Below are 22,037 nucleotides of genomic sequence, written 5' to 3' on the forward strand. Positions count from 1 at the left end.
CTGGTGCGAGTCAAAAACAGCCTCGCACATGGCGGCATTGCACCGGAATTCAAGCCCCCGACATCGTCCGGTCAGGACTTCGCACTCCATGAAGCGCTGCCGCTACCGGCCACCGAGTACAGCGCACCCGGCGCATTGCGCGTCTTCTGGAAGTCTTCAAGGGACTGGCCACGCATCGCCGCGTAGATATGCAGGTTCGAGACACCGCAGACCGCGCCGAGCTTCTCCAGCAGGAAGAAAATCACGCCGTAGTGGATCATGCCGCGCCAGTCGCGGCGCGTGATCATGTCGCGCTCTTCCGGCGTCAGTGCCGCCTCGTCGTAGGTTGCCACCGGATCGGCGCGGAATCGCTCGCGGAATGCCGGATCGATAAGCTGATGCAGATAGCGGTTGATCCGGTATGCGCGCACGCTGGTTTCCAGCGTGAACGGGTACGTCCCGTCCAGTTGCTCGATCCCGCGCAACTGATGACCGATGTGCTCGCGCTGGCGTTCGGCACGCGCCTCTCGCAGCGTGGGGTCGTCGGCGGATTCGTTCTCGTAGACCGCCACGGCGATGCCGGTCATCGACGGCAGATAGTAGTCACGATGCAGGCAGCGGACACGGCTCGACATCGCACCACGCATCACCATCCACATGACCACTTCCGCGCTCTCGAAGCCGCCTCGCTTCGCGTACTCGGCATGGGTGATGTCTAGCAGCATCTCGGGATCGGATTCGAACAGGTCGAGGAACTGGTGATCCCACGCGGTATTGTTGAAGCCAGCACGCTCGCCATGCACCTGGTGCGACAGACCACCGGTGGCGACGATCGCCACCTTGAGGTCTTCCGGGTAGCTCTCCACCGCGCGGCGGATCGCCTGTCCGAGCTTGTAGCAACGACGCGCCGACGGTGCCGGGAACTGCAGCACGCCCACCTGCAGCGGCAGGATCTTCACGGGCCACTCGCCCTCGTGCGGCAGCATGACCGACATCGGCGAGAAGCAACCATGATCGAGCGGCTTGTCCTGGAAGAACGACATGTCGAACTCGTCGGCCACCAGCGATGCGCCGACGTGCCGCGCCAGTTCGACGTGGCCGCGCGCCGGCGGCAGGTTGCGCGGGCCACCGCCCTCATCGGCAGCGTGGTAGGTATCGCCGATACCCAGCGCGAAGGCCGAGTAGTGATCGAAGAAGAACGACGTGACGTGATCGTTGTAGACAACGAGCAGCACGTCGGGCTTTTTCCTGGCGAGCCACTCGCTCACTGGCGCATAGGCCGCGAAGATCGGCGCCCAGGCGGGGTCCTGCTGCTTGCCCGCGTCGAGCGCGAATCCGATGGTTGGCGTATGGGATGAGGCGATTGCGCCGATGATGGTGGCCATGGCAATACGTCAAGCGGTTACGGCGCGAGGCTGCGCCTTCGTGGAAACAATGGAGATCGCCGCCATGGTCGCCGGAACGGCCAGGATGGCAATCACCGCGCTGAAACTCCAGCCCATCGACAGCAGCACACCGCCCGCCATGGAGCCGGTGATGCTGCCGAAGCGGCCGATGCCGAGCATCCAGCTTACGCCAGTGGCACGCACCGGCGTGGGATAGCACTGCGGCGCGAAAGCGTTGAGCCCGGTCTGCGCGCCGCTCATGCAGAAGCCGGCCAGCAGCACGTAGAGTGCGAACATCGACGACGTGACGCTGCCCGAAGCCAGCATCAGGATGAACATCGCGCCCAGCACATATGACACGCCGATCACGCGATGGGGCGCGAAGCGGTCCATGCAGTAGCCCACCACCAGTGCGCCGACAGTACCGCCGAGCTGGAACAGTGCCGTCAGGTTGGCGGCGCGCTCGATCGGCAGGCCGGCGTCCTTGATCAGCGTGGGCAGCCAGCCGCTCAGCAGATAGATCACGAGCAGCCCCATGAAATACGTGATCCACAGCGCCAGCGTCATACCGCGATAACCCGACGACAACAGCGTGCGCACGGGTTGCTTGCCGGAAACCGGCGGCTCGCTGATCGTGAACACGGTGTCATCGGCCACCACGCTGCCGATCACGCGGCGCAGCGTGCGGGCGATTCGCGCCGGCGAGATATTACGGACCACCATGAAGCGCGCCGATTCTGGAATCAGCATGATGTAGAACGGCAGGCAGATCAGCGGAATCGCGCCACCGGCGATCAGCACCGCGCGCCAGCCATGATGCGGCAGAAGCGCGGCGGCACCGAAGCCCACCAATGCGGAGCCGAGGTTGAAGCCCGTAAACATCGTCGCCAGCAACATGCTGCGCGAACGTTCCGGCACATACTCGGAGAGCAGCGTGGTCGTGCTCGGCATGGCCGCGCCCAGACCAAGGCCGGTCAGGAAGCGCAGCAGCGACAAGGTTGCCGTGCCATCGGCGAATGCGCTCAGCAGATTGAACACGCCGAACAGCGCGATGGAACCGACCAGCAGCTTCTTGCGGCCGAAGCGGTCGGACAGCGGCCCGACCACCAGCGCGCCGATAGCCAGGCCGATCGGCGCGGCGCTCATCACCACGCCAAAGGCGGCCTTCGAGATGCCCCATTCGCGTGTGATATCCGGCGCGAGGAAGCCCATGATGGCCACATCCATCCCGTCCGTGGCGACGATCAGGAAACACAGCACCAGCAGCAGCCACTGGTAGCCGGACATCTTGCGTTCGTTGATATGGGCCCGAATGTCGAGCCGTTGCGTTGTCATGTTGCCGTCTCCTGGCGTGATCCGCCGTGCGGGAGTCAGCGGATTCTAGTTATCGACATGGCTAATCGCCGCGGAAGCGGCCGGCCGCGCATCCCCCATGCACGGCAACGGCAGTCTACGTTCAGCAGGGGATAGCAGTATTGCTTTGTGGCGCGGGCTGCGTTGCCATCTACTTATCGACGGCCTGTTCCATTGACCCGCTGGCGTGCCGCAGCGCGGCGATCAGCGCATCGGCGCCGGGCGAGAGACGCGCGCCCACGCGAGTGGTGATGCCAATGCTGCGCGCCGTGTCAGGCAGCGGGAGCCCCAGTTCGCGCAGCCATCCCGCGTCGATCTCGTGGCGAAGCTGATGGGCGGACAAGGCGGTCACCATGTCCCCCTGCAGCAACATGCCGCGCACCAGCGCGAGGTCTCCGGTTTCCACCAGCGGCTGTGGCAACGGCAGGCCACGTGACGCAAACACGCCGTCCAGGGCCTGGCGCGACGGCGACGCGGCGCGAGACAGCACCCACGGATACGGTTCGAGATCGGCCAGCGTCACGCGCTTTCTGGCCGCCAGCGGATGCGCGGCGCGAACGATCAGCGAGATCCGGTCCTGGAAAAGCCTCTCGGTGGCAAGCCCTTGCGAAGCCAGCGGACGTACCGCGCCAAGAATGAAATCGATCCGCCCGGCCAGCAGGCCCGCGGTCAGTTCCTCATACGGGCTTTCGAGCGTCCGGAAACGCAGATGCGGATGGCGCCGGTGCACGTCGGCAATCGCCATCGGCAACAGCAGCGTGCGGCCCAGCGGCAGCGCGCCAACCGTCACCACACCTTCCAGCACCCCTTTCAGCGCGGCGATATCGGCGCGGATATTGCGCAGTTCTGCCAGCACGCGCTCGAAACGCACCACCCAGCGGCTGCCTGCATCGGTGGGCACCATGCCCCGCGCCGTGCGCGCGAAGATGGGCTGGCCCAGTGCATCCTCCAGCCGGGCGATTGCCTGACTGACCGCTGGCTGCGACACGCCGATCGACGCCGCCACGCTGGGCATGTGATGCACCTCGGCCAGCATCGCCGCCACTTCGAGCCGCCGTTCGTTGTGCAGCGCATCGATACTGGCGACGGCGGCGCCCGATTGGGCCCGCATCCGTACCGCTTCCTCCCGCACCTCGCGCAAGGCGGCTTCGATATGCCGCGCGCGCTCGAGCACGATCTCGCCGGCGCGTGTCAGCAGCATCCCCCTGCCCTTGCGCTCGAACAGCACCACCCCAAGCGTCTCCTCGAGCGCGGCCACCGAACGGGCAATCGCGGACGACGCCCGATGCAGCGACTCAGAGGATCGCCGTACCCCTCCGGCAGCGGCGACACCGGCAAAAACGTGAAGGTGATGCAGGCTGATGGTCTCCATGGCGTTGTCCGACCCGATGTTGTATTTGTGCTGTCGATAAGCAGATTAGAACAACTGTCCTGCGACATGGCAACCAAGGGATTCCACGGTACGCCGATACTTCGGCCACCTGATGGACAACCTGATGGACCACCGATCGGACCCCTGATCGGGTCCGGCTTCGCACACGCCATGACGCCCTGCCTCGCCTCCGATCTCCGCGCGATTCCTTGCACGCTGATGCGCGGCGGCACGTCGCGCGGACCGTTTTTTCTCGCGAGCGATCTGCCGGAGGACCTGCCAGCACGCGATCGCGTGCTGCTGGCCGCGATGGGCAGCCCGGACCCGCGTCAGATCGACGGCCTGGGCGGCGCGCATCCGCTGACGAGCAAGGCCGGCATTGTGTCGCGCGGCACGCCGGGTCATGCCGACCTGGACTTCACGTTCGCGCAACTGCAGCCGAACGCCGACACCGTCGATACCACCCCGAACTGCGGCAACATGCTGGCGGCGGTGCTTCCCTTTGCGATCGAACGCGGACTGATTGCGCCGCAGGGCGACATCACCCGGGCACGTGTGCTGACGCGCAACACCGGGATGCTCTGCGACATCACGATCCAAACGCCCGGTGGCGTGCCACGGTTCGCGGGCAACGCGCGCATCGATGGCGTTCCCGGCGCCGCGGCTCCAATCGTGATCGATTTTCTCGATACCGCAGGCTCCGTCTGCCATGCAATGCTGCCCACCGGCAACGCCATCGACGTCTTGACGATCAACGATCCGGTGCGTGGCGGCTCACGCATGATCGCTGCCACCCTGATCGACAACGGCATGCCGATGGTGCTGATGCGCGCGGAGGATCTCGACCGCACCGGCTACGAAAGCGTAGCCGCGCTCAATGCCGATCACGAGCTCAAGCAACGCATCGAAGCCGCGCGGCTCGCCGCCGGCAAGCTCATGGGGCTGGGCGACGTCTCCGACAAGAGCTATCCGAAGATGTGCCTGCTGGCCCGGCCACGCCAGGGCGGCAGCATCGCCACGCGTTGCTTCATCCCGCGCGTCTGCCACGATGCGATCGGCGTGCTGGCCGCCATCACGGTGGGCACCGCCTGCGTGCTGCCGGACACCGTGGCAAGCGGCATCGCAGTCACCAGCGTCGGGCCGCTCCATGCCATCAGCGTCGAGCACCCGACCGGCGAGTTCACCGTTGAACTGGAAACCGATCCTGCCAAGCCGGGATCGATCGTACGTAGCGCGCTGATTCGCACCGCGCGTCCCATCATGCGCGGCGAGGTACTGGTGCCGACCAGCGCATGGCCACTGTCTGACGAACTCCCATGATCATCGATTGCCACGGGCACTTCACCACCGCCCCCAGGGCCCTGGAAGACTGGCGCCAACGCCAGATCGCCAGCCTGAACACCCCGGCGCTCGCGCCTTCCGTCAGTGAGCTGCGCATCAGTGACGACGAACTGCGTGACGCCATCGCCAGCAATCAGCTTCGCCTGATGCGCGAACGTGGGATGGATCTGACGATCTTTTCACCGCGCGCGTCGTTCATGGCGCACCACATCGGCAGCTTCGAAACCAGCGCCACGTGGGCCGCCATCTGCAACACCCTCTGCCACCGTGTCAGCGAGTTGTTCCCCGACCAGTTCGTCGGCGCCGCCATGCTGCCGCAATCGCCGGGTGTCGATACCAAGAGCTGTATCGACGAACTCGAACGTTGCGTGCTCGAGTATGGCTTTGTCGGCGTGAACCTGAATCCGGATCCGTCTGGCGGACACTGGACCTCGCCACCGCTATCCGATCCGTACTGGTATCCGATCTACGAGAAGCTTGTCGAACTCGACGTGCCGGCCATGATTCACGTCAGCACGAGCTGCAACGCGTGCTTCCACACCACTGGCGCGCACTACCTGAATGCCGACACCACCGCATTCATGCAGGTGCTGACCAGCGACCTGTTTCGGCGCTTTCCGACGCTGAAATTCGTGATTCCGCACGGCGGCGGCGCGGTGCCCTACCACTGGGGCCGGTTCCGTGGGCTGGCGCAGGAGATGAAGCTGCCGCCGCTTAGCGAACACCTGCTCAATAACGTCTTCTTCGATACATGCGTCTATCACCAGCCCGGCATCGACCTGCTGACGCGCGTGATACCGGTCAATAACGTGCTGTTCGCCTCGGAGATGATCGGCGCGGTACGTGGCATCGACCCCGAGACCGGCCACTACTACGACGATACGCGGCGCTACATCGATCAGGCCGCGCTCTCGGACGAGGAACGTCACCAGATTTACGAGGGCAACGCGCGGCGCGTCTACAGCCGACTTGACGCGCGACTCAAGGCACGTGGCCACTAGGCACGCAGCCGCCAGGCAGCGCCATCGAAGCCAGGCATCAACGTTGTTCCAGAAAAATATCTAACGGAGGAGAAGAAGATGAAACTGCGCCACCTGGCGCTGGCGGCCGCGCTCGGCCTGCCCGCCATCGCCAACGCCCAATCCGTGACGCTCTACGGCGTCATCGACACCGGCATCGAGTACCTCAACCACGTCGGCACCGCCAGCAACTCCGTCGTCAAGATGGCCAACCTCAGCGGCACCGTACCCTCCCGCTGGGGCCTGCGCGGCACCGAGGACCTCGGCAGCGGCATGAAGGCCAACTTCGTGCTCGAATCCGGATTCGCCCCCGACAGCGGCGTCTCCAACCAGGGCGGCCGCCTCTTCGGCCGCCAGGCATGGGTCGGCCTCTCCGGCAACTGGGGCCAGGTCAGCCTCGGCCGCCAGTACACCATGCTGTTCTGGGCCACGCTCGACTCCGACATCCTCGGCCCCAACGCCTACGGCTCGAGCTCGCTCGACAACTACCTGCCCAACGCCCGCGCCGACAACGCCATCGCCTACAAGGGCAAGTTCGGCGGCTTCACCATTGGCGCTACCTACAGCTTCGGGCGCGACACCGTCAACGCCGGTCCCAGCCCGTCCGGCACCAACTGCGGCGGCGAGAACCCCGCCGACAAGACCGCCTGCCGCGAATGGTCGGCCATGCTCGGTTATGAAACCAACTGGTGGGGCATTCTGGGCGCCTATGACTCGCAGCGCGGCGGGCCCGGCGCATTCGGCGGCCTGACTTCGAGTTCGCTCAAGGATGATCGCGCCACCCTCGGTGGCTACATGCTCGTGGACCGCGCCAAGATCGGCGCCGGCTGGATCGGGCGTCGCAACGGTGCCATCGCCACGCCGCGCAGCGACATGTTCTATGCCGGTGTCGCCTACGACATCACTCCTGCGGTGACGCTCTCCGGCGAGGCGTTCTACCTCAAGTACCACAACAGCGCCGACAAGGCGTGGCTGGGCGCGTTACGTGCCAGCTACGCCTTCTCCAAGCGCACGTCCATCTACACCACGCTTGGCTATATCGACAACGGCGGCAAGCTGGCGCTGTCCGTGGACAGCGCTTCCACCGGCGCATCGCCCGCGCCTGGCGGCTCGCAGTTCGGCGCAATGCTTGGCATGAAGCACGTCTTCTGACGGCACTTCATTCGTCGGCTTGAGACTGGGCTCCACCTGCCCGCTTCTGGTCATGACTGGCTGGGAGCGGGCTTTTTTACGACTGCAGTCCTGTGCCGAGCGACCCGTAGTGCCAGTGACGTGCAGATAGGTGCAGATACGTGCTGATTGAACCCGTCCAAGGGCCGTTTCATTGCTGCGCCGGGCCCGGCGCGCTATCGGTAGCTCACCGTCACCTCGTTACTGCGGCCTTGCAGGGTGGGAGACAGCCCCCCACGGCCAGCAACCCGGTAGGCAAACACGAACCCGCCAGTCGCATCGTCGCCCGCGAATGCATCGGTCTTCCCCTGCGCGCCAGACAGCAGCACGCAGCGTCGCGCGTTACACAGGTATGCTTCCAGATCGATCGGCGGGGTGCTGACGAAGCTGTAGCGCCAGCGTACCGATGTAACGATGCCGCTTGCCTGAGGCATCGTGCCGGGAGGCAACACCGGCGACGACATCGTGCGCTGGCCGCGACTGGCAATCAGCGGTCCCTGCGCGGAGCTGGTCCAGGCATAGCGCGACCCACTGAGCTCGTAGGTGGCGCGCACGTATGTCTGCGCGTCGACCCATGTGGGGGCCAGACAAAGACACAACGCGAACGCCAGAAGATGACGCATCACAACATGCCGCGAAGCTGGTTGCGCAGCCGCGTAATGGCCTGGCTGCGGATCTGGCAGACGCGCGATTCGGTCACTTCCAGCACGGCCCCGATCTCGCGCAGGTTCAACTCCTGGTCGTAGCAAAGCGAGAGCACCAGCTTCTCGCGCTCGGGCAGCTTCTCGATGGCACGGATCAGCGCGTCACGCATTCCGGATTCCATCAGCACCGTGAGCGGATTCGCTTCGTCGGTCACCCCAAGGTGCCGATCCAGGAAGTCTTCCTCCCCGGAGCGTTCGAAGTCCTCATAGTGCAGCAACTGGCAGCCATGGACTTCGTTGAGCAGTTCCTGATACTCCTCCAGCCCCATTTCGAGTTCCTTCGCCACTTCGGAGTCGATGGGGCTCCGGCCGAGTTTCTGCTCGAGCTGGCGCTGCGTGCGTTCGATCTTGCGTGTGAACTGGCGCAGACTGCGCGATTGCCAATCGTTGGCGCGCACCTCGTCGAGCATGGCGCCGCGAATGCGCTGGCTCGCATAGGTCTCGAATCGCGCGCCATGGTTGTCCTCGTAGCGCTTGGCGGCGTCGAGCAGGCCGATCATGCCGGCCTGGATCAGGTCGTCGATCTGCACGCTGGCCGGCAGCTTCGCCGCCAGCTGCAACGCGATGCGTCGCACCAGCGGCGCGTGCGACTTGACCACGTCTGCCTGTTCGAGCTTTCCCTGAATCGTGTACATGGTGGAACTCTCGGTAAATGCTTTCTATCGGTGCCAGCGCCGCGCAAGCATGGCCGCGGCTGACTGTCTGGCTCGGTGTCCGGTCTTGTCGACTTCTTGTTCTGGCTTCATGCGGGAACGGCCACAGCCGCTCCCTGGGGCGTTGTTTCGTGTCGCAACGGCCATGCGCCGATACCGCTGGCGATGTGGCGCAGCGCGCTGGTGGATGCCGCTGCGGGATACGCCTCCACCACGCAACGGCCAAGCTGCAATGCGCGGGCCACCAGCGGGTCGATCGGCAGGTATCCGGTCAGACCAGCCTCGACGCCGAGGTACTGGCTCGCGGTACGGGCAAGATTGCGTGCCAGCGCGGCAACGGTCGCTTCGGCGGCCGCCATATTGACGACCAGATGGAAGCGGCGGCATGCGTATTCGTGATGCAGACGCTTGATGCGCGCGTAGGCCGCGGTAATCGACGTTGCCTCCGGGCGCATGACGATCACCACGTTGTGGGCGGTTGCCGCCAGAGGCGACAGCGCGCCGGTTGCATCCGTGCGCGCGTCGATCAGCACCGACCGCATGTCGGGAATCAGATCGGATAGCGCGCGGTCCATGTTCCCGGCGTCGACTTGGATATCACCTGCCGGCAGCACCGCGATGCCACTGGCAGGGCGCGTGCCAATCGCGGCGGCCGCGGTCACCCGGCCGGCCAGCGCATCGGCGAGCGTTGCGACAGGCGCGGCGCCCGACAGACGCGTGGCACGCACGCCATGGCGATCCTCGTCGACGAGCAGAACACGTTCGCCCTGCATGGCCAGCGCATTGGCCAGACCCAGTGTCACCGTGGTGGCGCCCGCCCCCGCATCGGCGGCAACCACCGCGATGCGCCGGGTGACGCGCGGCGCCAGCAGACGGCGCAGGCTTTCTGCCTGATCGGAACCCATGACGTTCAAGGCTTACTCCCCCGCGACTGCCAACTGCGGCAGTCCGACTGTCGCCTGCATTGCCGCGTCGGCAGTGATATCACCGACGAGCGCAGGCGAGGCGGCACGTCCCGGATAGTTCTCCAGCACATCCAGCAGCGCCAGCAGGCGACCCATGCCCTCGTTGAGCACGGAGCCTGGCACCGGCACATTCGCACGCGTCGCGGCACGGCCGGCCAGGCGTGACAGGAACGCCGGCGCGGTTGCGGTGGGGGTGTGCTGCAGGCGCAGCGTGGTCAGCCCGAGCTGGAGCGACACCATGCTGGTCCCCTGACTGTCCGACGCATCGCTGTCCTGCGCGAAGTGTTCGGCGGCATGACGCAGCGTGCGGAACTGCTCGTCCGCGGCGTTCGCCCATTGCATCCAGCGTGCGACCTGCGCGGCGTCATCGGTCAGCGCCACGTCGCACAGCACGTACTCGACCGCCAGCGTTTCGCCGGTACCACGATCCGCCATGCGGGAGACAACGAGGCACGCTTCGGTGCCGGTCTCGGCCGTGTTATCGCGAGCGCGTCCAACCGCACGAACCGTCCCTTCCGGAATCCGCACTGCACAGTGACCAACCCAGTGCACAGCACCGCGGTCGCGCCAGGTCGTGTCGCCAATCGCATGAAACGTCAGCGTGTCGGCGATCGCATCGAGCTTGCTGGCCGCGCCACCCGTGATCACACGCGCGGTTTTACGCGTACCCGCCACCCAGCGCTCGCCGAGCTGATGCCAGCGCGCGATGACGGCGGCCGATGGCACCGATGCATTCAGGTTGACGACGGTACGTGCCGCCGACAGCGTGGCGCGCACGGTCTCGGCTTCGGCATCGGCGTCCGCTTCTGACATCGACTGCCGCGTACGGCCAACCGGCGCGGTGGTACCGGCCAGCGGCATCCCGTCCCGATCGGCAAGCCACAGGGTGCATTGCATCAACTGCGGCGCGCGACGACCTTGCACCGGCTGGGTGAAATTCTGCGATACGGCGAGCACATAGCGCTCGCAGGCCCGGCTGGCGTCGCGGCAAATCGCCATGCGTGCCTGCTGGCCCATCTGGCGCAATCCCACGGCACCGGCGCCGCGCTGTTGCCAGAGCTGGCGCGCGACATCGAAGCCGTAGCCCGCGGCGTTCAACTCTTCCACGCACGTGCCCACGGCATTAGCGCTATCAGTCAACGAACGCAGCATGTCATCGGCGCCATTGCGCTCGGCCGGGCGCGGCGTTGCGGCGTCCGCTGCAGCGGCATGGCGGCGTGCCATGTCGGCGTCATTGAACAGCGAGCCACGACGCGGCGTCATGAACGCGCGTTCCACCAGTGTGCTGGCCTGCGCGAGTTCCAGATGTTCCGGCACGCGCTGGCCAGTGGAAGCATAGAAAACCGGCAGGCGATGGCGGATCACCACATCGAGCACGGAGCCGAGATGCGTCGCTTCATCGAGCTTGCTGATAATGCACCCGTCGATGCCACCAGCGTCACCGGCAGCGTCGTGGCGATAGGCGTGCACGACTTCATTGAGCGTATCGCCATGCGCGGCGCCGTTGAGCAGCAGCACGCGCTGCATCGGCGCCTGCACGCCCGCCAGCATCGCGATCTGGTCGGACAGGCTGCGATCGCGCTGGCTCATGCCAACGGTGTCGATGATGACCAGATGCTTGTCCTTCATCGCCGATAGCGCGAAACGCAGGTCCGCGGCGTCTTTCACCGCATGCACGGGCACGCCCAGAATGTCGCCGTAGATGCGAAGCTGCTCGTGCGCGCCGATCCGGAAGCGGTCGGTCGTCAGCAAGGCCAGGCGATCGGCGCCGTGGCGCAGCACGTAGCGTGCGGCCAGCTTGGCCGTGGTGGTGGTCTTGCCCACGCCGGTGGGTCCGATCAGCGCCAGCACGCCGCCCTGATCGAACAGTGCGTCCTCGTTGGACAGCACAGGCACCTTCTTCGCGATTTCCTGCCGAATCCACGACATGGCGGCCGGACGATCGGTACCCACTGGCAGACGGGAGATCAACGTACGTGACAACTGGCCAGAGAAGCCCGCGTTCACCATCCACTCGAACAGCGACTCGCGCAGCGGATCGCCCACGGCCACATTGCCGGCGCCGCTGGACAGGCCCGCAAACTGGCGCTCGAGCATCGAACGCATCGACGCAAGCTCGCCACGCAGATCACCGATGACGCCGTCGTCCGCCCGGGTCGCCTGCCCGTCGACGGCATTGGCTGCTGCGATGGCGATCGGGCCGATCTGCACCGGGGCGGTCTCAAGGATCTGGGATCCGGCCGGCGTGGGCGACACATAGGGCTGCGCGTTGGCGTTCACCGCACCGAGATCGGTGTCGCGCATCGCGACGATTTCCACGCCACCATCGATGGTCCGGTTCGACAACACCACGGCATCCGGGCCCATCGCCTCGCGCACCTTGCGCATCGCTTCGCGGCCGTTGGCCGCCACAAACTTTGCCACGCTCATGTTCAGTCCTTACGCTGCGCCGCCGATCATGGCGGTGATGCGGATATTGCGGTTGTCCGGTACTTCGGCATGCGACAACACCTTCAACTGCGGCAGGGTGCGGCGCAGGAAGCGCGCCATCAGCGGCCGCAGCGGCGACGGCACCAGCAGGACCGGATCGAGACCCAGTTGCTCCTGGCGCACCACCGCGCCCTGCGCCTGCTGCAGCACCGCATCGGCCAGGCCCGGCTCGATGCCGCCGCCATTGGCCAGCGCCTGCGACAGCACGCGCTCCAGGCCGGCATCGAGGCCGATGACCTGCAGGTCGGCGTTGTTGGGGAAAAGCTGCTGCGTGATCGCGCGGCCCAGCGCCACGCGCACGAGCGTGGTCAACTCGGCCGGATCGCTGACCTTCGGCGCGTGTTCGGCGATGACATCGAGAATCGTGCGCATGTCGCGGATCGCCACACCTTCGTCCAGCAGGCTCTGCAGCACCTTCTGCAGGCCAGTCAGCGTGATCGTCTTCGGCACCAGGTCCTCGGTAAGCTTGGGCGATTCCTTGGCGATGCGGTCCAGCAGCGACTGCACTTCCTGGCGACCCAGCAGCTCGGATGCGTGCATCTGGATCAGGTGGTTCAGGTGGGTGGCCACCACGGTGCTGGCGTCGACCACGGTGTAGCCATACGCCTGCGCCTGCTCCTTGAGGGCAGCGTCGATCCAAACGGCCGGCAGGCCGAAGGCCGGGTCGCGCGTGGCCGCGCCGGGCAGCGTGCCGGTGACCTGGCCCGGGTTGATCGCCATCCACTGGCCCGGGTTGGCTTCGCCACTGCCGACCTCTACGCCCTTGAGCGTGATGCGATAGGCGGTCGGCTTCAGTTCCAGGTTGTCGCGGATATGGACCACCGGCACCAGAAAGCCGATGTCCTGCGCGATCTTCTTGCGGATGCTCTTGATGCGGCCCAGCAACTCGCCGTTCTGGGCGCGATCCACCAGCGTGATCAGGCAATAGCCCACCTCCATGCCAAGCGGATCGACCATCGTGACGTCTTCCCACGACGCTTCGGCGGCCTCGGCCGGCGCGGCTGGCGCGCGCGCCTCGTTCGACTTCGTTTCTTCTGCCGTGGCCTCGCGGCGCATCATGTGCCGACCGAGCCAGATCAGTCCGGCAGCCAGCAGCAAGAACGCGAAATGCGGCATTCCCGGGATGATGCCCATCATGCCGATAATGGCGGCCGTGATGAACAACACGCGCGGATTCGAGAAGAGCTGGCCGGTCAGTTGCTGGCCGACGTCCTGCTCGTTCGACACCCGCGAGACGATGACACCGGCGGCCGTGGAGATCACCAGTGCCGGAATCTGCGCCACGAGGCCGTCGCCAATCGTCAGCAGTGTGTAGTTGTGCACCGCCGTGCCAAAGTCCAGGTCGTGCTGCACCATGCCTACGACCATGCCGGCCACGACGTTGATGAACATGACCAGCAGGCCCGCGATGGCATCGCCACGCACGAACTTCGACGCACCATCCATCGCGCCGTAGAAATCGGACTCCTGCGCCACCTCGGCACGACGCTTGCGCGCGCCCTCTTCATTGATCAGGCCGGCGTTCAGGTCCGCGTCGATCGCCATCTGCTTGCCCGGCATCGCGTCCAGCATGAAGCGCGCGCCCACCTCGGCGATACGGCCCGCGCCCTTGGTGATCACCATGAAGTTGATCACCACGAGGATCGCGAACACCACGATACCGACCGCGAAGTTGCCGCCCACCAGGAAGTGGCCGAAGGCTTCGATCACCTTGCCGGCGGCGTCCGGGCCGGTATGCCCTTCCAGCAGCACCACGCGCGTGGAGGCAACGTTCAGCGACAGGCGCAGCAGCGTGGAGAACAGCAGGACCGCCGGGAACGCCGCGAAGTCGAGCGGACGCTGCGTGTACATGCCGACCAGCAGCACCATGATCGACAGCGCAATGTTGAACGTGAACAGCAGGTCCAGCACAAACGCGGGCAACGGCAGGATCATCATGCCGAGGATCATGATGATCAGCACCGGCCCCGCGAGCGCCTTCATCTGGGCACCAGAGCGCAGGCCCGGCATATTGAGGATGTTCGTCAGTGCGTTCATGCGCGGCTTTCCGGTACGGCAAGTTCATCCGGCACCACCAGATCCGCGGGCCCATTGGGCTGTGGACCGTAGCTGTAGTGCCAGTTCTTCAGTTGATAGACCCAGGCCAGGACCTCGGCCACGGCGGTGTACAGACCGGCCGGGATCTCGTGACCCAGCTCGACGTGGCGATGCAGCGCACGTGCCAGCGGCGGCGCGGACAGCATCGGCACGCGGTGTTCCGCGGCCAGTTCGCGAATCCGCGCGGCCACTTCATCGGCGCCCTTGGCCACCACGCGCGGCGCGCCCATGCGGCCTTCCTCGTAGCGCAGCGCCACGGCGTAGTGCGTGGGGTTGGTCACCACCACGTCGGCCTTGGGCACTTCGGTCATCATGCGGCGGCGCGCAATGGCACGCTGCTGCTGGCGGATACGCGCCTTGATGTGCGGATCGCCATCGGTTTCCTTCATCTCCTGCTTGATCTCTTCCTTGGTCATGCGGAGCTTCTTGTGGAACGTATAGAGCTGCCAGGGCACGTCCAGCGCGGCCACCAGGATCAGCGATCCCGCCACCACACCGCTGACATACAGCACCAGTTCCATCATGTGCAGCAGTGCCTCCTGGATCGGCGCGTCCATCAGCGCGATCGTCTCCGGCAGCTTGCGCCAGATCATCCAGGCACCCACGCCACCCACCAGCAACGACTTGGCGATGGCCTTGGCCAGTTCCACCAGCGAATGCGCCGAGAACAACCGGCCGAGGCCGGAGATCGGCGACATACGCGAGAAATCGGGCGAAAACGACTTGGTCGAGAACATCCAGCCGCCCAGAGCCAGCGGCGTCACCAGCGCCGCGACGCCGAACATCAGCAGAAGCGGCAGGAATGCCAGCAGGGCGTCCCAGACAATGGCGGCAAACTGGGACAACATGCGATTCGTGTCGAAGGCCGTGGCCGGCTCGAACGCGAGGCCGGCATGCATTACGGCATCGAGCTTGCGGCCCAGCACGCCGCCCGTGGTCCAAAGGCCGATCACGCCGGTCATCAGCATCGCGAACGTGCCGAGCTCGCGCGAACGCACCACCTGCCCCTCTTCACGCGCCTTTTCAAGGCGCCGGGCTGTGGCGGGTTCGGTTTTCTCGAGATCGCTTTCCTCGGACATGGACGCTCCAGGCGCGAAGCGCGGACGGCACTTCGTCACCGAGGATTATCAAATCCCCGGGCGGGAAGCATTGGGAGGAAAAGGCGGGGAAACAGGTCCCTGTTTCAGGAATGGAGGGGGCAGCGGCGTTAACGGTCCCCTGGGTGCCGATCTTTAGGGGGAACGCCCCAAAATGCCGGGATCGCGCACTGTCCGGCTGGCATCCGGCGGCATGATGTCGCCTTTACGATGCGGCGCGATGCCGCGTCAGGCGACGCCGCATCGCGGGGCGCGCGGGCTCAGGACAGGCGATCCGGATCGATGGAGATGCCCAGCTGCTCGGCCATCTCCTCGACCAGCGCCTGGAGGCGCGCCACCTTGTCTTCCAGCTCGCGATGGCTGATCCGCAGCGCCTCCAGCTCCGACGGCGCGATCTCGATGCTCGCGCTCGCGCGTGGGCCCGGCGCTTCGGCCAGACTGACTTCTCCGCATAGCAGGTGCGTCCAGCGGTGTTCGCGCTCCCCCGGGCCACGGGGCAGCTTCACGACCAGGGCAGGATCGCGTTCGGCCAGCTCGTCCAGGAACGCCTCGACCGACGAGATATCGGCAAATGCGTGCAGCCGCGCCGTGTTCAGGCGCAGTTCCGCCGCCGTCTGCGGCCCACGCAACAGCAGCGTGGACAGCAGCGCCGCGGACTGGCTTGGCACGCCAAGCACGCGGGCAAGGTTTTGCTCGAAGCGGGGCACCCGGCTGCTGCTGCCTTCGAACACGAGGCTCAGCGATTTGAGGCCATCGATGGCGGTCAGGATCTCGTCCTCGCCGACGCTCATCACCGGCGATCGCGCGGTCTTCTGGTTGCAGCCTGCGGCCAGCGCATTGAGCGACAACGGATAGGTATCGGGAACGGTGAACTGCTTTTCGAGCAGCACCGCCACCACGCGGCCTTCAAGCGGTGTCAGCGCGCGCAGTGGCGGGCGGGACGAAGCCCCGGTTGCCGTGGGGGTGTCAGGAGTGTCGGGGGTATCGGTCATTTCGGGCTACGGCATCGGTCGGCAAGGCGACCATTGAAGCGCAAGCGGGCGGCCAGCGCAACCTCGCCCGAAGATGGCGGAGCCCGCGCCGCCCCCGTGGTCCCCCCCGTGGCTCCTTACCGTGTGATCGGCGGATTGCCCCGGCGCCGTGCCAGCAGCGGCGCCTCCACACCTTCCACGCCGACCAGACCCAGCACGGTGGTCAGGCCCCATTGCGCGCCTTCCCAGGCATTGGTGGGATCAAACCACTCGTCACGCGAGTGTGCGCCACCCGATTTGCCGCCGCTGCCGATGATGATGGCCGGAATGCCCAGCGCCATCGGCACGTTGGCGTCGGTGCTGCCGCCCCGCAGGGTTGGCGCCTCCTTGCTGTTGGCGTGGATCACGCGGACAGCCGATTGCACGATCACCGAGTCGGTCGGCGTCTGCCCGGCCGGGCGATCGCCGATCAGCTTCGTCTGGAACGTGATTTCCTGGCCCTTGGCTGGCGCCCAGCGACGATTCTCGTCCGCAACCCCGCCTGCAATCGCATCCATGATGTGCTTTTCGGTTTCCAGCAGGGCCGGCGTGCCGTTCGAACGGATATCGACCGCCATGCGCGCATCGCCCGCGATCGCGTTGACCGACGTGCCGCCGGCAACCGTGCCGACCGTGAACGTGGTCTTGGGATCGGATGGCGTGCGCACATCGCTGATCTTGCCGATAGCGCGCCCCATGGCGTGAATGGCGCTGGGCAGGCCAAACGCGCCAAAGCTGTGGCCGCCGGGACCGCGGAAGGTCACTTCGTAGCGATGGCTGCCGGTGCCCTGCGTCAGCACGCGATCGCCGGTGCCAGGTTCGATGCCGACCATGCCGTCGATGTCGGGATGCTCGCGGAACACCGCCTTCATGCCGCGCAGGTTGCCAAGTTCTTCCTCGCCAACGTTGCCCACGAAGACCAGATCGCCAGCCGTCCGCACATTGTTGTCGTTGAGCACCTTCAGCCAGGACAACAGCACGGCTAGTCCGCGCGTGTCGTCGCCAATACCGGGGGCGTAAAGCTTGCCGTCGCGCGCCTTGACGGTGACGTCGGTGCCTTCGGGGAAGACCGTATCGAGGTGGGCGGAAATCAACAACTTCGGGCCATTGCCAACACCCTTGCGGATCCCGATCGCATTGCCTTCGGCATCAATGTGGGCATCGGCCAGGCCAAGCGCCTTGAGCCGCGAGACGAAGTACTCGGCACGTGCGCGCTCCTTGAAGGGCGGCGCGGGAATCTCGGTCATGGTCTTCAGCTCGGTCAGCGCGCGCGCGTCATCGGCGCGGACGTCCGTCATCAGCTTCTTGTAGACCGGGGATGCTTCGAGTTTGGTGTAGGCAGTGTCTACCGCTGGGGAGACCTGTGGGATGGGCAGCGTCTGCGCGTGGGCAATTCCGACAAGCGCGACGGATGCGAGGGCAACAACGGTACAGCGAGCAGGCATGGGGGCAATCCTCTGGCAGGGGGGAAACCGTGTTTGCTGCGATTGTGCCAGTGAATGCGAAGGTACGCTGAAGCGCCGCTCTCCCGCGATGCGGGAGAGCGGAAGCCTATCTACTATCTACAAACAACCTCAGAAGCCGAGGCTCGCCAGCAGATCGTCCACCTGCGACTGGTCCGACACCACATCGGCCTTGCCCTCGGGGTTGATCTGCGGACCGTTGATCAGGGAAGGGGGCGCTTCCACGCGCCGATCGGCCGGCACGTTGTCGATCAGCACCTGCAGCAGTTCCTGCTCCAGCGTGCGGATCATGTCCATCATCTTCTTGATCACCTGGCCCGTCAGGTCCTGGAAGTCCTGGGCCATCATGATCTCGAGCAGATGGCTGCCGGTGGCCTTGGTCTTCTCCGGAACCTCGGTCAGGAACTCGCGCGTGTCGAGCACCAGCGCGCGGGCGTCGCCCAACTCCACGGGTTGCTCGAACCACTCGCCCCAGCGCTTGTCCAGCGCGGTGGCCTTGGCCTCGAGTTCTTCCTGCAGCGGCTGCGCCAGTTCCACGGCCGTGAGCGAACGCTCGGCAGCCTGCTCGGTCATGGCGGCGATGTAGCTCAGACGGTCGCGCGCGTCGGGAATGGCCTGGGCGGCACGCTCGATTTCCTTGTCGAGCCCCAGCTCCCGCATGTTGTCGCGCAGCATCCGGGTCAGGTTGCCGATGCGATGGATGATCTGCTCGGCCGCTTCATTGCTGAAAGTCGGAGTCGTCGACATGTCGCGTCCCTCTTATTGACCCATTTTCTCGAAGATCTTGGTGATCTTCTCGTCGAGCGTGGCAGCGGTAAACGGCTTGACCACGTAGCCATTGGCGCCTGCCTGCGCGGCGGCGATGATGTTCTCCTTCTTGGCTTCGGCCGTCACCATCAGCACCGGCGTCTTGGCGATCTCGGGCGTTGCACGGATCGTCTGCAACATGGTCAGGCCGTCCATGTTCGGCATGTTCCAGTCGGAAACCACGAACTGGAAGCTGCCATCCTTGACCTTCTCCAGACCGGCCGCGCCGTCCTCGGCTTCGTCCACGTTGGTGAAGCCAAGCTCCTTGAGCAGGTTACGGATGATCCGGCGCATGGTCGGGAAGTCGTCGACCACGAGAATCTTGATGTTCTTGTCCACTGTTACGGCTCCAAAACGGTTGCGGATGGCCATGCCATCCGGATGATTGCTGCTTATCTGACCTCTCGCGCGCTATACGCGCTGCGCCCGCGCGCCAAACGTAGCCAGGTGCGCCATGACACGCTGGCTCATCTGGTGCAGGGGCACCACTTCATGCACACCGCCGGCCGCGATGGCTTCCTTCGGCATACCAAACACGATGCAGGATTGCTCGTCCTGCGCCAGGTTGTAGGCGCCTGCCTCGCGCATGCGCAACATGCCGCGCGCGCCGTCCTTGCCCATGCCGGTCAGGATCACGCCCGTGACGTTCTTGCCACCGTGAATGGCGGCGGAATCGAACAGCACATCGACGGACGGTCGGTGCCGATTGACCGGCGCTTCCTGGGACAGGTGCGCCACGTAGTTCGCACCGCTACGCGCCAGCAGCAGGTGCGAATCGCCGGGCGCGATGTACGCATAGCCCGGCAGCACACGCTCGCCATGCTCGGCTTCCTTGACCGTGATGCGGCACAGGCCGTTCAGGCGATGCGCGAACGACTTCGTGAAACCTGCCGGCATGTGCTGGACGATCATGACCGCCGGAGAATCGGGGGGTAGCGGCGTCAGGAAATCCTTGATCGCCTCGGTGCCACCCGTGGAAGCCCCGACGATGATCAGCTTTTCCGTCGACAACAGCGGCGCGCGCAGCATCGGCGCGACGGGCGCCGCGCCAGCGCTCTGCTCCGCACGCGCACGCACGCGGGCGCGCGATGCGGCGCGGATCTTGTCCGCGATCGTCTGCGTGTAGTCCAGCAGGCCTTCGCGGATACCGAGCTTCGGCTTGGTCACGAAGTCCACAGCGCCAAGTTCCAGCGCGCGCATCGTGATCTCGGACCCACGCTCGGTCAGCGACGACACCATGAGCACCGGCATCGGCCGCAGGCGCATCAGGCGCTCAAGAAAATCCAGGCCGTCCATACGCGGCATTTCTACGTCCAGCGTCAGCACGTCCGGATTGACGCGCTTGATCAGGTCGCGCGCCACCAGCGGATCCGGGGCGGTACCCACCACCTCCATGTCCGGCTGGCTGTTGATGATTTCCGACATCAGGCTGCGTATCAGCGCGGAATCGTCCACGCACAGCACCTTGATCTTCGCGGCAGTCATGTTGGTCTCTACGTCTCTTGCGTGTATTTCGTGTATTACGCGTCTTGTACGTCCCGCGCGCCCGACATCAGGTCGGGATCCTGGCCGTGGTCTGTCGCGTGAACAGTTCCACGGCGCCTCGCGCGGGTGCCTTCGTCGACGTGGACAGCGCCCGTGCCAGGGCACGTTCCTCGCGTTCGACGCCTACGGTATCGTCCTGGCGCGTCAGTCGGCGGACCAGTGCAAGGCCGGTACGTGGAAAGTAGCTGACACGTCGCGCGTGCGGTCCGCGCAGATCCTGCGCGGCCACGCGCACTTCTTCCGTGCGCAGATACTTCAGTACGAAATCGGCATTCCGATCCCCGATATTTAGAGTCGTCATGTTGGCCAGCACCGCGCCACCGCCAAATACTTTGGCCTCCAGCCGTTCGCGACGCGCGCCCATCTTCAACAGTTCATTGATAAGCACTTCGAGCGCGTAGCAGCCGTAGCGCATCGACGTAGAGAGCATCCGGTCGGCGCCGGCGTTCTCGTCGTCGGGCAGCATGAAATGGTTCATGCCGCCGACACCGGCCACTTCGTCGCGAATGCACGCGGACACGCACGATCCCAGGACGGTCGTGAGAACGACGTCCTCGGCCGTCACGTAGTACTCGTTGGGCAATAGCTTGATGGCCTGCCGGTCGAATTCGCGGTCGAAATACTTCCGGGTGGCGATGGCCTCCGGCATCTGGGGCGTGCCACGCATCATGCAGCTCCGCTCTTGTTCGTCAGCTCGTATACGGTCTGCCCGCGCAACTGGAATGCGCGGGTGACGTACGAGAAGTTCTCCGAGTGCCCCGCGAACAGCAGACCGTTCGGCTTGAGCAGCGGTGCAAACCGTTCGAGAATCTGGCCCTGCGTCGGCTTGTCGAAGTAGATCATCACGTTGCGGCAGAAGATCGCGTCGAACTTCTCGCGCAAGCCCCAATCTGGCGCCAGCAGGTTCAGCGGCTCGAAGGTGACCGTCGCGGCAAGCTCCGGCTTGACCTTGACCGACCCTGCCCGCGCGCCGGTGCCCTTCAGGAAGAACCGCTTGAGCCGTTCCTGCGACAGCCGCGAAACCTGCTCGGCGGTGTAGATGCCGCTGCGCGCCTTGGCCAGCACCTGGGTGTCGATGTCCGTGGCCAGCACCGTGCCCGCACGCTCGCCCAGCGCTTCCGCCAGTGTGATGGCGATCGAGTACGGCTCCTCGCCGGTCGACGCCGCGGCGCACCAGACGCTGTAGGGTCGCCCGATCTTCTTGGCGTGCTCGGCCAGCAGCGGAAAGTGATGGGCCTCGCGAAAGAACGACGTCAGGTTCGTCGTCAGCGCGTTGGTGAAGTACTCCCACTCCGACGAACGCTCGTCGGCTTCGAGCTGCGCGAGATAGGTGCTGAAGTCCGCAAGCTGCAGTGTGCGCAGCCGCCGGGCCAACCGGCTGTAGACCATCTCTCGCTTGTGGCTGCCAAGCGAGATGCCCGCGCGCTTGTGAATCAGCGCGCGGATCTTCTCGAAGTCGCGCTCGGTCAGCAGAAAATCGCGCATCTCATCGCGCAATGGCGCCAGCACGGGCGCACCGGGCGTCATAGCCGCGCCTGGCTTCCTGATGGCGCTGGAGGAAGAACGGAGCGGCGTCATGGTGTATGT

General features: G+C 65.5%; 19 protein-coding genes. 3 read left to right on the forward strand and 16 right to left on the reverse strand.

Translation table 11 applies throughout. The features are described from left to right. Positions 1-71: 71 nt before the first annotated feature. The 3 genes from RN01_RS13120 to RN01_RS13130 form a co-directional block, all read right to left on the reverse strand. A complete protein-coding gene (locus RN01_RS13120) occupies positions 72-1,364 on the reverse strand; it encodes a gallate dioxygenase (protein ID WP_017512001.1) in 1,293 nt (430 codons plus the stop codon). 9 nt (positions 1,365-1,373) lie between these two features. Beyond that, on the reverse strand, positions 1,374-2,699 hold the full coding sequence (locus RN01_RS13125; RefSeq protein ID WP_017512000.1) for an aromatic acid/H+ symport family MFS transporter: 1,326 nt from the start codon (positions 2,697-2,699) through the stop codon (positions 1,374-1,376). 169 nt (positions 2,700-2,868) lie between these two features. After that, positions 2,869-4,089: a LysR family transcriptional regulator gene (locus tag RN01_RS13130; protein ID WP_017511999.1), complete on the reverse strand. Its 1,221-nt coding sequence runs from the start codon at positions 4,087-4,089 to the stop codon at positions 2,869-2,871. A gap of 171 nt (positions 4,090-4,260) precedes the next feature. On the opposite strand from RN01_RS13130, the gene RN01_RS13135 reads away from it, so the two are divergent. The 3 genes from RN01_RS13135 (at position 4,261) to RN01_RS13145 (ending at position 7,601) form a co-directional block, all read left to right on the forward strand. Further along, entirely contained in the window at positions 4,261-5,409 is a 1,149-nt protein-coding gene (locus tag RN01_RS13135) for a 4-oxalomesaconate tautomerase (protein ID WP_017511998.1), read from the forward strand. Then, positions 5,406-6,431: an amidohydrolase family protein gene (locus RN01_RS13140; protein WP_024569335.1), complete on the forward strand. Its 1,026-nt coding sequence runs from the start codon at positions 5,406-5,408 to the stop codon at positions 6,429-6,431. The genes RN01_RS13135 and RN01_RS13140 overlap by 4 nt, the downstream gene beginning before the upstream one ends. 78 nt (positions 6,432-6,509) lie before the next feature. After that, positions 6,510-7,601: a porin gene (locus tag RN01_RS13145; RefSeq protein ID WP_017511997.1), complete on the forward strand. Its 1,092-nt coding sequence runs from the start codon at positions 6,510-6,512 to the stop codon at positions 7,599-7,601. A 194-nt stretch (positions 7,602-7,795) separates the two neighbouring features. Here the strand turns inward: RN01_RS13145 and RN01_RS13150 are convergent, their stop codons facing one another. From RN01_RS13150 to RN01_RS13210, 13 genes are all read right to left on the reverse strand, one after another. Further along, the gene (locus tag RN01_RS13150; RefSeq protein WP_008641080.1) at positions 7,796-8,242 is read right to left on the reverse strand and encodes a flagellar protein FlhE; all 447 of its coding nucleotides are present in this window, start codon (positions 8,240-8,242) and stop codon (positions 7,796-7,798) included. Then, on the reverse strand, positions 8,242-8,958 hold the full coding sequence (locus tag RN01_RS13155) for an RNA polymerase sigma factor FliA (protein ID WP_008641079.1): 717 nt from the start codon (positions 8,956-8,958) through the stop codon (positions 8,242-8,244). Before RN01_RS13155 ends, RN01_RS13150 begins: the two co-directional genes overlap by 1 nt. Positions 8,959-9,065: 107 nt before the next feature. Then, positions 9,066-9,881, reverse strand: a complete 816-nt coding sequence (locus tag RN01_RS13160) for an AAA family ATPase (RefSeq protein ID WP_008641078.1) — start codon at positions 9,879-9,881, stop codon at positions 9,066-9,068. A gap of 12 nt (positions 9,882-9,893) precedes the next feature. After that, positions 9,894-12,371: a flagellar biosynthesis protein FlhF gene (gene flhF / locus RN01_RS13165; RefSeq protein ID WP_017513790.1), complete on the reverse strand. Its 2,478-nt coding sequence runs from the start codon at positions 12,369-12,371 to the stop codon at positions 9,894-9,896. 9 nt (positions 12,372-12,380) lie between these two features. Next, a complete protein-coding gene (flhA, locus tag RN01_RS13170; protein ID WP_039016677.1) occupies positions 12,381-14,468 on the reverse strand; it encodes a flagellar biosynthesis protein FlhA in 2,088 nt (695 codons plus the stop codon). Then, positions 14,465-15,607 (reverse strand): flagellar biosynthesis protein FlhB, encoded by a 1,143-nt coding sequence (gene flhB / locus RN01_RS13175; RefSeq protein ID WP_017513791.1) that lies wholly within the window; start codon positions 15,605-15,607, stop codon positions 14,465-14,467. The genes flhA and flhB overlap by 4 nt, the downstream gene beginning before the upstream one ends. Positions 15,608-15,885: 278 nt before the next feature. Further along, on the reverse strand, positions 15,886-16,617 hold the full coding sequence (locus tag RN01_RS13180) for a YceH family protein (RefSeq protein WP_017513342.1): 732 nt from the start codon (positions 16,615-16,617) through the stop codon (positions 15,886-15,888). A 116-nt stretch (positions 16,618-16,733) separates the two neighbouring features. Continuing rightward, positions 16,734-18,080 carry a M20/M25/M40 family metallo-hydrolase gene (locus RN01_RS13185; protein WP_017513341.1) on the reverse strand — a complete coding sequence of 449 codons (1,347 nt, stop codon included), beginning with the start codon at positions 18,078-18,080 and terminating at the stop codon, positions 16,734-16,736. Positions 18,081-18,209: 129 nt separating this feature from the next. After that, positions 18,210-18,845, reverse strand: coding sequence for a protein phosphatase CheZ (gene cheZ, locus RN01_RS13190; protein WP_011518216.1), 636 nt, complete (start codon positions 18,843-18,845; stop codon positions 18,210-18,212). Between the two features lie 12 nt (positions 18,846-18,857). Continuing rightward, the gene (cheY, locus tag RN01_RS13195) at positions 18,858-19,244 is read right to left on the reverse strand and encodes a chemotaxis response regulator CheY (protein ID WP_008641058.1); all 387 of its coding nucleotides are present in this window, start codon (positions 19,242-19,244) and stop codon (positions 18,858-18,860) included. A gap of 72 nt (positions 19,245-19,316) precedes the next feature. Next, on the reverse strand, positions 19,317-20,390 hold the full coding sequence (locus RN01_RS13200) for a chemotaxis response regulator protein-glutamate methylesterase (protein WP_011518214.1): 1,074 nt from the start codon (positions 20,388-20,390) through the stop codon (positions 19,317-19,319). Positions 20,391-20,457: 67 nt separating this feature from the next. Further along, a complete protein-coding gene (gene cheD / locus RN01_RS13205; RefSeq protein WP_369799849.1) occupies positions 20,458-21,120 on the reverse strand; it encodes a chemoreceptor glutamine deamidase CheD in 663 nt (220 codons plus the stop codon). After that, positions 21,117-22,028, reverse strand: a complete 912-nt coding sequence (locus RN01_RS13210) for a CheR family methyltransferase (protein ID WP_011518212.1) — start codon at positions 22,026-22,028, stop codon at positions 21,117-21,119. Before RN01_RS13210 ends, cheD begins: the two co-directional genes overlap by 4 nt. Positions 22,029-22,037 lie beyond the last annotated feature (9 nt).

The organism is Cupriavidus sp. SHE, from assembly GCF_000812445.1.
Classification (GTDB): Bacteria; Pseudomonadota; Gammaproteobacteria; order Burkholderiales; family Burkholderiaceae; genus Cupriavidus; species Cupriavidus metallidurans.